This is a genomic window from Nostoc sp. (assembly GCF_036917615.1).
Lineage (GTDB): Bacteria > Cyanobacteriota > Cyanobacteriia > Cyanobacteriales > Nostocaceae > Nostoc.
This window is the reverse complement of record NZ_JBALCZ010000086.1, coordinates 16,872-29,379: the sequence shown is the minus strand read 5'-3', so window position 1 is coordinate 29,379 and position 12,508 is coordinate 16,872. Positions and strand designations below refer to the sequence as shown.

Below are 12,508 nucleotides of genomic sequence, written 5' to 3'. Positions count from 1 at the left end.
ACTCCTAACTCCTAACTCCTAACTCCTAACTCCTAACTCCTAACTCCTAACTCCTAACTCCTAACTCCTAACTCCTAACTCCTAACTCCTAACTCCTAACTCCTAACTCCTAACTCCTAACTCAGCATGACAATCTTCTACCGAAGTGCGTTGTCGCATGGCATTAACTAAAGCCTCGTAGCTAGACCAATTTTCTTGCAGTAGGGTTTTTGCCTGAAGGGCATGAAACCGCAGTTTCTGCTGATAAGCTGATTCAGAAAAGCCCAAAATTGTCAAGACTCCCATCAGCTTGTTTTTATCATCAGATCCACCCTCAGCATTATTAAAAACTAGGGTTTCAGCAGCAATACCCGCCATCCAAATAGTGCAGTAGCGGTCTAGCATTTGGGCACTGATTTTACCCACTTCTAGTTGAGATGCTAATTCGCCATCATCAAAGCTAACGCCGCCTTGCCCACCTTGACCCTGCTTCCAAGCTTCCCAAGCGCTGAGTGTGTAGCCGGTAACGGGAATACCCAACAGGTAAGCGACCAAGAAATGTCCTGCTTCGTGGTGGACGATGCGATCGCGGTGTTCACTTGAAAAACCAGCAATCCAATCTAAAAAGATAGTACCACCCTTGCCTTGCAAGCTAAAACTGTCAAAAGTCGCTATTCCCAAAATAGCGAAGGTAGCAAGCGCCGGTACTGCGGGCGACAAGTGAATGAATGGCCCCAGTAGGCTGGACATGGTGATCAGAAAAACAGATATTGCAACTAAATTTAGCGTGGTCTGGCTCATTGAGAGTTTTCTGAGTGCAGCTTAATCTTTTTTCATTATGAGGCAATGTCTACGACGGGCGTAGTTGCAGCACAGCTATTGTATCAAGCTGGTTGTAACGATCGCCTAATTTTTTCATCTTACACCTAATTAAATTACTGGCTTAATAACGGATGTTTTCTCTATCACTAGAATGATGGCTGCTTTTCAAGTCGCAGACATAATGTGACGTTAGTAGGTATAAAACATCAAATAGGAAATGAATGTGGCTGAACAATTCAAAAAGGGTGATCGGGTTGAATGGAAAACTTCACAAGGCAAGACAACTGGCAAAGTAGTGAAGAAACTTACTTCACCTACAGATATTAAAGAACACCATATCGCTGCTAGTGAAGATAACCCTCAGTACTTAGTCGAAAGTGATAAGACAGGAAAACAAGCTGCTCACAAGCCTGATGCTCTTAAGAAAGTAGAGGAGTAATGCTTAGTCATGAGTAAAGATGTTAAATCGGTGATTGATGAGTTTCATCAAGTTGTGAATATGACACCCAAGGAACTAGAGTCTTGGCTAGATACGGATGAGTCACAAACTGTGGGACAAAAGGATGGCGATGATGAGTCAATTGGTCATAAATCTGGGCGGCGTATCATCCAGTTGTTGCAGAAAAAAGATGACTATACCGACGATGAGCTTTCGCACATGAAGAAAGTTATTAGTTACGTCCACCGTCACATGGCGCAACAGCCATCGGGTGATTTGGAACACACACGCTGGTGCTACTCTTTGAAGAATTGGGGACACGATCCACTTAAGTAAATCAATTTTAGATTTTGGATTTTAGATTTTAAATTGACCCCATGCATGAATGCTCTTTCTTCAGTCTCTTTCCCTACGGGACGCTGCGCGAACGAGCAAGAATTTTTGATTTTTAGATTTTAGATTTGTTCCACGTAGCTTGCTTCTCGCAAAACGAGTATAAATTAGGGGCAACTCTTGGAGATCTGCGCGAACAGACCTTTTGAAATTTTGCGGAAAGTTGAGCCAGTGCGTTGGACGGGTTTCCCGGCTTAAAGCAACTGGCGTTGCTCTTGCGGCTCTGCCAACTTGAGCAAACTTTTCAAGACTGATTTTAAATTCTTCAATCCAAAATCCAAAATTTAAAATCTAAAATTCGGTAAAGTACCTCATAGGCGGCTGCAAATAGCAGCTTGCTGATTTTTACCTCAATCGGGAATTTCGACTTCAGGATTGTGCAATTGATAGCAGATAGCCTTGTCAAATAAAACCCGCTTGAATGATTCATCTAGGCTGATAGTCGTTTCACCACTACCGAGAAACAAGTAGCCATCTGGTCTTAATTGCTGCTTTATCTTTTTTAGCAAGGCTTTCTTGGTAACAATATCAAAGTAGATTAAAACATTCCGTAAAAAGATCACGTCAAATTGCGGCAGAGATGACCAAGATTGCAAAAGATTCAACTGACGAAAATCAACCATCTGGCGAATTTGCTCGTTTATTTGCCAGTTGGTATCTAGCTTTTGAAAGTAGCGATCGCGAATATTTTTAGATAGTCCACGAGTAATTTCAAGTTGGTTATAATGCCCTTCGCGGGCACGCGCTAAAACCTTAGTAGAAAAATCACTAGCAATTAGCCTGTGCGACCAATTGGTAAGCATGGGAAAATGTTCATGAATTAGTATGGCGATGCTATAAGGTTCTTGTCCATTCGAGCAGGCAGCACACCAAATGTTGAGCGATCGCTCAATTGCTCGTTGTTTAATTAACTCTGGTAGCACGTATTTTTTCAGCGCTTCAAAAGGGTGTCGATCACGGAAGAATGAGGTTTCGTTAGTGACTAGCGCCTCGATTGTCTGGACGTGAAGACTATTAAACGGCTGAGTTTGCAAGTAAGTAACCAAATCAGCGATCGAAGCGAATCCTGCAGATTCGACAATTGGCTGCAAATGTAACTCTGCTAAATAGGTTTTATCACCAAACAACACAACTGCTGAATGATGATTAACTAATTCACGAAGATACTCAAAATCAGTGGTGCTTACACCCATAATCTGTTTTATTACAGGACTGAAAAAGGAAGTTGATTGAAACGAATTCTGTGCATAATTTCATCTGCCATTTGGTTAAGCGGAACAATTTGATTGGCAAGTCCGGCATTAACCACAAAACTAGGCATTCCCCACACGACGCTAGTAGCTTTGTCTTGTGCAAGTACCTGTCCACCCGCCTCGCGTATGCACTTACAGCCATGCAACCCATCTTGCCCCATACCCGTGAGGATGACTGCGATCGCCCCAGCCCCATAAACCTGTGCAACCGATCGCAACAGCACATCGACTGAAGGACGACAGGAATTTTCTTTTGATGCTTGATGGGTAAGAAGTCGAACCACAGTTTTGTCGCGTTGCACAATTAAATGAAAATCTCCTGGTGCAATCCAGGCATGTCCAGGTTCTAGTATCTGTCCAGAAACCGCTTCGTCTACTGGAATTTGACACTTGGAAGATAATTGTTCAGCTAGTAGTTTCGTAAACATTGGCGGCATATGTTGCACAATTAAAATCGGCACTGATAAATCTGCTGGAAACTCCCTAAGCACTACAGCCAGAGCATTCGGGCCTCCGGTAGAAACTCCAATTGCCACAACTTCCACCTGCTGTATGTTGCTACGAACGGGAAAAATAACTGGCTGGGTAATTGCGCTGGGTGGGAAAAATACACCAAATACCTTAATTTTAGGAATTAAATCTTCCCGAATATGTTGGGTTGTTGCCTCTACACTTCCTAAGTTACTAGGTTTTGTGGCATAGTCTGAAGCACCTAAAGAAAGAGCTTCCAGCGTTGCGATCGCTCCACTGCGTGTGGAGGTACTATACATAATCACTGGTAAGCGTGGATACATTTGTCGGATAGCGGACAGGGTTTGCAAACCATCCATCTCCGGCATCTCGATATCCAGGATGATTACATCGGGATTAACTTGGGAAATCTTGGCAAGGGCAATGCGACCGTTAGCCGCGACTCCTACCACCTCTAGTTCTGGATCGCTAGACAAAATTTTACTGACTCGACTCCGTACTACTACGGCGTCATCAACAACGAGTACCCGGATTTTGGGCATTGGGGACTTCCAAATAAAAAATATCCAATCGCAGGGGGGCAGGGGAGTGGAGTTTTTATGCTTGTTCACGAGTATCAAAGACTTATTAACGGAGTTCTGAGGTGGATGAACGAGTATCAAAGACTCATTAACGGAGTTCTGAGGTGGATGAACGAGTATCAAAGACTCATTAACGGAGTTCTGAGATGGATGAACGAGTATCAAAGACTCGTTAATGGAGTTCTAAGGTGGATGAACGAGTATCAAAGACTCGTTAATGGAGTTCTGAACTGGATTCACGAGTATCAAAGACTCATTGTTGCATTCTCAAATATATCTCCTCTGCCCCACCTGCTCTCCTGCCTCTTTTTCGGGCTTGGGGACAAAAAACTAATATTTGAACTGGTTGACAACTTTCTGCAAATCTACTGCCATACGGGATAGTTCTGTGGCTGCTTGTAACGTATTACTACTTCCAGTAGTCGTACTTTGAGTATTGAGTGCTACAATTCCAATACTTTTGGCAATATCTGATGTTCCTTTGGCTGCCTCAGCCATATTTCGACCAATTTCATTCGTAGTTGCAGTTTGTTCCTCAATAGCGCTGGCAATCGTGCTTTGGAAGTCGTTGATCTGATTAATAATACTAGTAATCTGAGTGATGGCTTGAACGGCACCCTTTGTATCTGTCTGAATTGCTTCAATTCGCAAGCTTATATCTTCAGTAGCACTTGCCGTTTGTTTGGCTAATTCTTTCACCTCGTTTGCGACTACGGCAAATCCTCTACCTGCATCTCCGGCTCTAGCCGCCTCAATTGTCGCATTGAGTGCTAGCAAGTTTGTTTGCCCTGCGATCGAGGTGATGACTTTAATAACTTTGCCAATTTCGATGCTGCTTTGACCGAGTTTGTTAATTGTCTGGTTCGTGTGGTCAGCTGTTTTAACTGCCTCAGTCGTCACCTTTACTCCTTGGGTAACGGTCTTAGCAATTTCTCGAATGCTAGCATTCATCTCTTCCACCGCAGTCACAACCGTATTGGTATTCTGACTTACCTGTTCAGCAGAGGCAGACGCGGAAATGGCCTGTTCGGCTGTTTGTTCGGCGTTCTCAGTCATTTCTTTGCTGACTGCTGTCAGTTCTTCTGAGGAAGACGCAACTGCTGTTGCCACCTCTGTCATCTGTCTGATTGAAGACCTGAGGCTGCTAATCATCTGATTTGCATTATCCGTGAGCTGCTTAAACTCTCCTGCATTGCTTGCCTCGATTTGCTTGGACAAATTTCCTTGAGCGACGGCAAGGCTGACCTCATTAATACCTTTTATCTGCTCTCTTAAATTCGTAGACATCTGATTTAAGTTGTCGAGCGATTCTTTCCAACTCCCACCTGCTTCTTTAACAACGGCTTGAGAACCGAGCTGCCCTTGGATACCAATCTCGGATGCCAAGCGATTAACTTGGTTAACAAAGTTTTGATTTAAACTCACCAATTCATTAAAAACTGAGGCAATTTCACCCAGTTCATTATTCTCATCAGGTAAACGGACGGTAAAATCACCGTTTTTTGCAGCCTTCAGTGCTATTAGTAACGCTTGCAATTGCACTTTTGTCACACTGTCATCGGTCGGTTGCAAATCTGCACTATCCACCGAGGGAGATTTAGAGTTGGCTGTTTTCCCAGCCCGATTTGTAGTCATTGCAAAGCGCTCCTCAATTATTCGATAATCTAATTTGTTAAATTAACATCTAGAATTTTCTCGGTGTCTAGAACTAACAGAAATCCGTCTGGGAGCGGGTAAGCTCCTGCTAGCATCTGACACATTCTACCTTTTAACGTTGCGGGTGCGGGTTGAAAGCTGTTTTGTGCGAACTTTAAAACATCTCCCATCTGATCGACGAGCAGACTGACTACTTCATGATCAGAACATACAACGATATTAAATCCCTGCGGCTCATCTACAAGGTTTGTAGTTGATCGTGTCTGCAGCTCACTCATCTCTAATCGACGCTGCAAATCGATGACAGTAATAATTTGCCCACGTAAATTAATCAACCCACAGATATCTGGTGGTGCTAAAGGTACACGAGTCATTGCCTGTGGACGAATCACTTCTTGAACGTGCTGCACGTCAATACCAAAGTAAACTCCTTTGAGAAAAAATGTGCAAATTTGTTGTTCAGTCATGAGTAGCCAGTTGCAGCAAATGAGGGTTAGCAATCCGAATTACAGTCTCAATGTCCAGAACTTCTGTGATTTGTCCTTGAATTACAGCACAGAAAAGTACACCAGGTCTACTAGAAATACCTTTAATGGTCAGTGGTTCTTCTACAATGTCGAGAATGCGATCCACCACTAGCCCAACACTGAGTTCTGAGTATGGAGAGACAATAATTATCTGGAGCGTTTCTGCAACTGTCCCCAAAGCTTGATCATTAAGCTGATTGCAAAATATCTTGTGAAGATCAATCAGCGGTATAATTTGACCGTAAGACTGCAAGACATCCTGATTACCCACTTTTTCGACAGCAGAAGCAAGAATCTCTTCGAGCCGAAATGCGTGCGCCTTGGGGGCCCTCAAACAGCAAAATTGTTTGGCGATCGGCTGTTTGCTCTTGACTATTTGCACCATTCTCGTTCAACAACTGCTTTTGTTTGGCAGTAATACCAGTTCGGTTTGCCAGACCGACAACATCAATAATTAATGCCACTGTGCCATCCCCTAAAATAGTGGCTTCTGCAAATAGCGATAGGGCTTTTAACTGTTTTCCTAGAGGTTTAACCACAATGTCTTGGATATCTTCAATTGTGTCCACGACCAGTCCAAAGCGATAGTTATCAATTTCCACAATTACCAGACTGAGTGTTTCTAAGTTGCGAAGACTATCCTGGTGTAACACTTGATTGAGGTAAACCAATGGCACAAGATTACCCCGCAAGCGATACACAGGTACATCGTATAACATCTCAATCCTATTAAGTGCTTGTGCTTCTAAGCGTACTAGCTCTTGTAGACTCGCTTGAGAAATAGCATAGCGATCGCCTCCACTAGTGACAATCAATGCTGGAATAATTGCCAATGTCAACGGAATCTTGATTTTGAAGGTCGTTCCTTGTCCCTGTTGGCTGTGAATTTCAACCGTTCCGTTAATCTTCTCAATATTGCTCTTGACAATATCCATCCCAAGCCCTCGTCCGGAAAGGTTAGTCACCTGTTCAGCAGTCGAGAAGCCGGATAAAAAAATTAAGTTCATCGCTTCTGACTCGCTCATGGTTGCAGCCTGTACAGCGCTCACTAAACCAAGTTGCTGCGATCGCCCTTTGAGTCGTTCTAGATTAAGACCACGACCATCATCGCCAATCTCAATATTCACTTTGCCACTTTCGTGAAAGGCTCTGAAAAATAGCCGTCCTAAGATTGGCTTACCACAAGCAACCCGCTCGGCTGGTAATTCAATCCCATGATCGATGCAGTTGCGTACTAAGTGCGTCAACGGGTCTTTAATTGTTTCAATAATACTTTTGTCTAGTTCAGTATCTGCTCCCTCCATCTCCACCTCAACTTGTTTACCGGAAGCGATCGCTAAATCGCGTGTGACGCGAGGGAACTTTTGCCAGATGGAACTAATTGGTTGCAGCCGAGTTTTCATCACCCCTGACTGCAACTCGGCTGTAAGTAGGTTAAGGCGCTGGCAGGTAGCAGCAAAACTATTATCCTTAAACTTCGTACTAAATCGAATTACCTGGTTACGGGCTAAAACGAGTTCACCCACTAGGTTCATCATCTGATCTAGCAGATTAACATTGACTCGGATATAAGCAGATTCTGATGTTGTCATTGATATTTCTGTGAGTTCGTCATTGAGAAATTCAACAGACTCACAACCTGCTGGATCTCTTTGAGCTTCTGCCTCTATTTGTGGCGTTTGTGTATTCACAGCAGGCTCATGCGATTGAGAGACTTTTGAAGTCTGTTCAGTTTCTGACAATTGGGTTAAAGCTCTGATCAGTGCTGAATAATCGCGATCGCCCTCATGCTTTGTAGTTTCAATTTGGGACAGGATTTGCCGAATCGTATCAACTGTTTGTAGTAAAGTACTAATAATGTCAGGGGTGATTGCATGAGGGCGATCGCGCAGACACGAGAGCAAATTCTCCCCAGCATGAGCAAGTGATTCCAAATTAGGAAACGGTAAAAAGCCGCAATTTCCTTTAAGCGTGTGGAGTGAGCGATAAATGCGAACTAATGCTTCACCTTCTGATGATGCTTTCTCTAGCTCAATAATATCTCCTTCAATTTGATTCAGGTTCTCATAGCTTTAAACCAGAAATGCTTCTATATCATCGTCAATTTCATTTAACTCCATTGGTTAATAGATTATAAATTTATATATCTTATGCTACTACTAATCTCATTTGAAATCTCAGCAATATCTCTCTAAAGAAAGATGTTTATCTTTTTTAATGTTGAAAAGATTATGTTTGCCCTAATAATATAGTAAGAGACATACAATGTTCTCGTTGCCATTCAACTCAAACTTTCAAAAATGGTTGTCGTCAAGACAGACAATGTTAGAACTGCAAACAATGCGACGTGCGTTCCGCCCCGCTTCTCTACGAGACGCTGCGCGGTAAGCGTTGGCGCAGCCTCTCGCAGAGAAGCTATGCCGTAGGCTTTACGCTGACGTCAATTTCTCGAATCTTACCAACCTTGGTGCTATTCAAACGATGTCAAGCAACTATGACTCAAAATCTATCTTAATGGCATGAGCCTGCGAGAAATCGAGCGGGTGACCAATATCCACTACACAACAATTTTGCATTGGCTTTTAAAAGCAAAGCTTGAATTAAATCGGATTAAAAATACTTAACCAATTTTAAAAAGTTTCCAATATTAAAATTAAAAATTTTAGTTCCACAACATAGCATTATAGTTTCAGCAAGCTTAATCATTTTTCCGAAACTATTTAGTTTAATTGTAAAATTATATTTATTTATTATTATATAGCTTAATTTTAATTAATAATATAGGTTACTTGACCTAAATCAAGAATTATTAAGCTAAAACACAAAAGGACAAACCTGATGGCAATGGTTTTGATTATCGATGATGCAGCCTTTTCTCGCAGAATGATCCGCAAGTTTCTGCAAGTCGATGGTTATGAAATTATAGAAGCAGCTAATGGGCGTGAGGGATTAGAAATGGTTTACAACCATAAGCCAAATTGTGTGTTAGCGGATCTTCTAATGCCAGATATGAATGGGTTTGAATTTCTGAAAGCTATGCAAGATCAAGAATTAAAAATTCCGACAATTATCATTTCAGCCGATATCCAAGAAGGGGCACGCAATGAAAGTTATAACCTGGGGGCAGTCAACTTTATTAATAAACCGCCAAAAGAAAATGAATTGCGAAAGGCAGTCCGAGAAGTTCTTAATACCAAGGAATGAGTTTTCATGAATGTGACAGCAGAAGAACTGGATGCCCTGCAAGAGTTAATTAATATTGGAGTTGGTCGAGCAGCAAGTTTACTTAATGAGATGGTAGACTCTCACATTCGTCTCAAAATTCCGGTTGTTAAAGTGTTAACTGCTGCCGATGCTTATGAAGAATTAACAACACGATTTCATCAGGAGACTTTGGCATTTGTAAAACTACCTTTTACAGGCTCTTTCTATGGCACTGCTAGCTTGATTTTTCCAACTGACAGCGCATCAAAATTGGTTGCAGTGCTTACAGGTGAAGATCCAGGCTCAGTTGAGCTAGATGCGGTGAAAATTGGCACCCTGAGCGAAATTGGTAACATTGTAATAAATGGGGTAATGGGTTCACTCAGTAATGTCCTAAAGCGCCATATAAACTATACATTGCCTGTTTATTCAGAAGATACAGTCGAAAATTTATTGTTATCTGCATCTGAGAGCGATTCAAAAATTTTACTAGCACAAGCCCGATTCACAATTGAACGCTTGGAAATTATCGGAGATATTATTTTAATCTTTCTAGTGGGTACTTTTGATGTACTCATCAATGCAATTAACGAAGAAATGGGAATAATAAAATAATCCAATTAGTAACAAAAAGCGTTGATAAAAGTCTTAAAAAACTTTGAGAATCCAATGAATATAATTGAACAAGCTCAGGAAAAATTTAGCCTTTTAGATAAAATTCCTTTAGGAGCTTTTGTTCTACAATCAGATTATATTGTTATCTTCTGGAATTGCTGCTTAGAAGAATGGACGAAAATTCCCAGAAGTAAGATTTTAGGAATTTCTATTCAGGAATATTTTCCTCATCTGAATCAATCTCGTTACGCTAGCCGTTTATACCAAATTTTTCAAGGCGGGCCTCCGACAATCTTTTCTTCTCAACTGCATAAATATATTATTCCTGTACCTATATCCCAAGATAAATACCGCATTCAACATACAACTGTTACTGCTGTGCCTGCATTTGATGGAGATAGATTTTATGCTCTGTTTTCAATTGAAGATTTCACCGATTTAACGTTCCGAGTTCAGGAATATAAAAATCTCCGTGATCAAGCTCTAGCAATAGCAGAAGAACGCCAACGGGCGAAAGAAGTTGCTGAAACTGCAAACCGGATCAAAGATGAATTTTTAGCAATTGTCTCTCATGAACTTCGTTCTCCTCTTAATCCAATTTTGGGGTGGGCAAAGCTATTGAAAAATCGCTCATTAAACGAAGCTACTACTGTACGTGCCCTGGAGACAATCGAACGAAATGCTGAACTACAGGCTCAGTTGATTGAAGATTTGTTGGATATATCTCGGATTCTCCAGGGCAAGCTAGCACTTAATTTAGAAACCGTTAATCTTGTTTTTACTATTGAAGCTGCCTTAGAGACGGTGCAATTGGCAGCAGAAGCCAAGTCTATTCAAATTAATCTTCATTTGGATACAGCAATTGGACAGATGAAGGGTGATAGTAGTCGTATTCAACAAATTATTTGGAATCTGCTCTCTAACGCCGTTAAATTCACACCATCTGGTGGACAGGTAGAAGTCTACTTAGAACAGATTAATTCTCAGGTACAACTGAGAGTCAGTGATACGGGTAAAGGTATTAGTCCCGACTTTCTGCCACATGTATTCGAGTATTTCCGTCAGGCAGATAGTGCTACAACCCGAAGTTTTGGTGGATTAGGACTTGGTTTGGCGATTGTGCGCCAACTTGTCGAGTTACATGGCGGTACAGTTTGGGCAGAGAGCTTAGGAGAAGGGCAAGGTGCGACGTTTACAGTTAACCTACCGATGTTTCAACATCTGGAATTAGAAAGGGAAAATCACAATGTATCAGACGATTCCTATCCATTGGGTATGCTTTATGCTCCACTAGAAGGAATACGTCTGTTAATTGTTGATGATAATGCTGATACCCTTGATTTTCTGTCCTTTCTATTGGAACAGCAGGGAGCAATCGTGACGATCGCAGCATCTGCCAGTGAAGCATTGACTGCGATTATTCAGTCAAAGCCAGATTTGCTGTTGAGTGATCTAGGTATGCCAGAAGTTGACGGTTACACTTTGATCCGAAAGTTACGAGCGATGCCCGCCAATTTAGGTGGACAAATTCCGGCGATCGCTTTAACTGCTTACGCCGCAGAAACGACACAAAAACAAGTTTTTACAGCCGGATTTCAACTCCATATTGCTAAACCAGCCGATCCCGCCAAACTGGTAGCTGCGATCGTAGCACTCGTTAAGAACTGACTTCTTAAAAGTTATCAAGTTTGACCCACGCAGACTAACAGAAAAACTCAGGTGCTTACAGTGGGATTGTATATTAGGGGTTTAAACAGGTTGTTTGTCCGTCTCTAACCTAGTTCCAAACTTGTCACAGCAAAAATGCGATAAATAGGTAAACTAGGAATTTCTTTATTGTACATCCGAGCGGTTTGAGAGACTGGCTGCAATTGGTAACGTTGAACTAGGTCAATCGCTTGTAGATTTGCATCCGGCACATCCAAAAATACTGGAGCATGAGGATTTTGTGCAAGCAAGGCTTGAAATAATGCTTCAGCAATCTGTTCGTCATTAGCAAATAGTGGCCCAACCCTAAAACCTGTATGGGCAGATCGGATAACTCCGTAACCAACAAGATATCCATTTTTGAGAAACCCTAAGGCAGTACTTTCTGGCTGTTCAATCCAATGTCGCAGAAACAGCGATCGCTTAGAAGGAAAAAGTTGGCGATCGTAAGCCACCAACTCTTCAAAAGGCACTGTTTTCAGTTCCACGATCCCAGCAGGCACAACACCGCCACCCATCCCTTCATAACGAATATGGTTATAAGCGATTTGGAAACCAGACTTTTTGTAGTTATCTTATTGAGCTAATGCACCATCCAAACCGATGTTACGGTCAGCACCTAGATAGTCCATTGCTGTCTTCCAAATTTTTATACCCAACCCCTGCCCACGAAACTGGGGTTTCACAATGTAAAAACTTAGAAAGCCGAAGTGTGCATCGTAAGCAACAGCAGAAATGCACCCCACCGGCTCACCATTCAACTCGCCCAATAAAAAACCGCTCTCGTCAGTTTGATAAATCTAACCTTATTCTTTCACTAGGAAGACGCGCTCGCACAACTGCTTCCGTAGGATGGTAAAA

14 protein-coding genes are annotated in these 12,508 nt (G+C 42.0%); 5 read left to right on the top strand and 9 right to left on the bottom strand.

Going from position 1 to position 12,508, the window contains the following annotated elements; translation table 11 throughout:
• Positions 1–102: 102 nt before the first annotated feature.
• On the bottom strand, positions 103–780 hold the full coding sequence (locus V7K85_RS31620; RefSeq protein ID WP_334819922.1) for an ATP-dependent Zn protease: 678 nt from the start codon (positions 778–780) through the stop codon (positions 103–105).
• A 244-nt stretch (positions 781–1,024) separates the two neighbouring features.
• On the opposite strand from V7K85_RS31620, the gene V7K85_RS31615 reads away from it, so the two are divergent.
• Both V7K85_RS31615 and V7K85_RS31610 read left to right on the top strand, forming a co-directional pair.
• Positions 1,025–1,240, top strand: a complete 216-nt coding sequence (locus tag V7K85_RS31615; protein ID WP_334819920.1) for a DUF2945 domain-containing protein — start codon at positions 1,025–1,027, stop codon at positions 1,238–1,240.
• A gap of 9 nt (positions 1,241–1,249) precedes the next feature.
• On the top strand, positions 1,250–1,576 hold the full coding sequence (locus V7K85_RS31610) for a DUF3140 domain-containing protein (RefSeq protein WP_334819918.1): 327 nt from the start codon (positions 1,250–1,252) through the stop codon (positions 1,574–1,576).
• 407 nt (positions 1,577–1,983) lie between these two features.
• On the opposite strand, the gene V7K85_RS31605 is transcribed toward V7K85_RS31610, so the two are convergent.
• The 6 genes from V7K85_RS31605 to V7K85_RS31580 all read right to left on the bottom strand — a co-directional run bounded on the left by V7K85_RS31605 (position 1,984) and on the right by V7K85_RS31580 (position 8,112).
• Positions 1,984–2,826, bottom strand: coding sequence for a CheR family methyltransferase (locus V7K85_RS31605; RefSeq protein ID WP_334819916.1), 843 nt, complete (start codon positions 2,824–2,826; stop codon positions 1,984–1,986).
• 11 nt (positions 2,827–2,837) lie between these two features.
• On the bottom strand, positions 2,838–3,899 hold the full coding sequence (locus V7K85_RS31600) for a protein-glutamate methylesterase/protein-glutamine glutaminase (protein WP_334819914.1): 1,062 nt from the start codon (positions 3,897–3,899) through the stop codon (positions 2,838–2,840).
• A 369-nt stretch (positions 3,900–4,268) separates the two neighbouring features.
• Positions 4,269–5,573 (bottom strand): methyl-accepting chemotaxis protein, encoded by a 1,305-nt coding sequence (locus tag V7K85_RS31595; RefSeq protein ID WP_334819912.1) that lies wholly within the window; start codon positions 5,571–5,573, stop codon positions 4,269–4,271.
• 29 nt (positions 5,574–5,602) lie between these two features.
• On the bottom strand, positions 5,603–6,061 hold the full coding sequence (locus V7K85_RS31590; protein ID WP_334819910.1) for a chemotaxis protein CheW: 459 nt from the start codon (positions 6,059–6,061) through the stop codon (positions 5,603–5,605).
• Entirely contained in the window at positions 6,054–6,392 is a 339-nt protein-coding gene (locus V7K85_RS31585; protein WP_334819908.1) for a chemotaxis protein CheW, read from the bottom strand. Before V7K85_RS31585 ends, V7K85_RS31590 begins: the two co-directional genes overlap by 8 nt.
• Positions 6,385–8,112: a chemotaxis protein CheA gene (locus V7K85_RS31580; protein WP_334819928.1), complete on the bottom strand. Its 1,728-nt coding sequence runs from the start codon at positions 8,110–8,112 to the stop codon at positions 6,385–6,387. Before V7K85_RS31580 ends, V7K85_RS31585 begins: the two co-directional genes overlap by 8 nt.
• An 847-nt stretch (positions 8,113–8,959) precedes the next feature.
• Here V7K85_RS31580 and V7K85_RS31575 point away from each other — a divergent pair.
• The 3 genes from V7K85_RS31575 to V7K85_RS31565 are packed head-to-tail and all read left to right on the top strand — an operon-like array spanning position 8,960 to position 11,608.
• Positions 8,960–9,325 carry a response regulator gene (locus tag V7K85_RS31575; protein ID WP_334819906.1) on the top strand — a complete coding sequence of 122 codons (366 nt, stop codon included), beginning with the start codon at positions 8,960–8,962 and terminating at the stop codon, positions 9,323–9,325.
• A 6-nt stretch (positions 9,326–9,331) separates the two neighbouring features.
• Positions 9,332–9,940: a chemotaxis protein CheC gene (locus tag V7K85_RS31570; protein WP_334819904.1), complete on the top strand. Its 609-nt coding sequence runs from the start codon at positions 9,332–9,334 to the stop codon at positions 9,938–9,940.
• Positions 9,941–9,994: 54 nt separating this feature from the next.
• Complete coding sequence (locus V7K85_RS31565; protein WP_334819902.1) at positions 9,995–11,608, top strand: ATP-binding response regulator; 1,614 nt, start codon at positions 9,995–9,997, stop codon at positions 11,606–11,608.
• 104 nt (positions 11,609–11,712) lie between these two features.
• Here V7K85_RS31565 and V7K85_RS31560 read toward each other — a convergent pair whose 3' ends face one another.
• Positions 11,713–12,165: a hypothetical protein gene (locus V7K85_RS31560; protein ID WP_334819900.1), complete on the bottom strand. Its 453-nt coding sequence runs from the start codon at positions 12,163–12,165 to the stop codon at positions 11,713–11,715.
• Positions 12,166–12,222: 57 nt separating this feature from the next.
• Complete coding sequence (locus V7K85_RS31555) at positions 12,223–12,447, bottom strand: GNAT family N-acetyltransferase (protein WP_334819926.1); 225 nt, start codon at positions 12,445–12,447, stop codon at positions 12,223–12,225.
• Positions 12,448–12,508 lie beyond the last annotated feature (61 nt).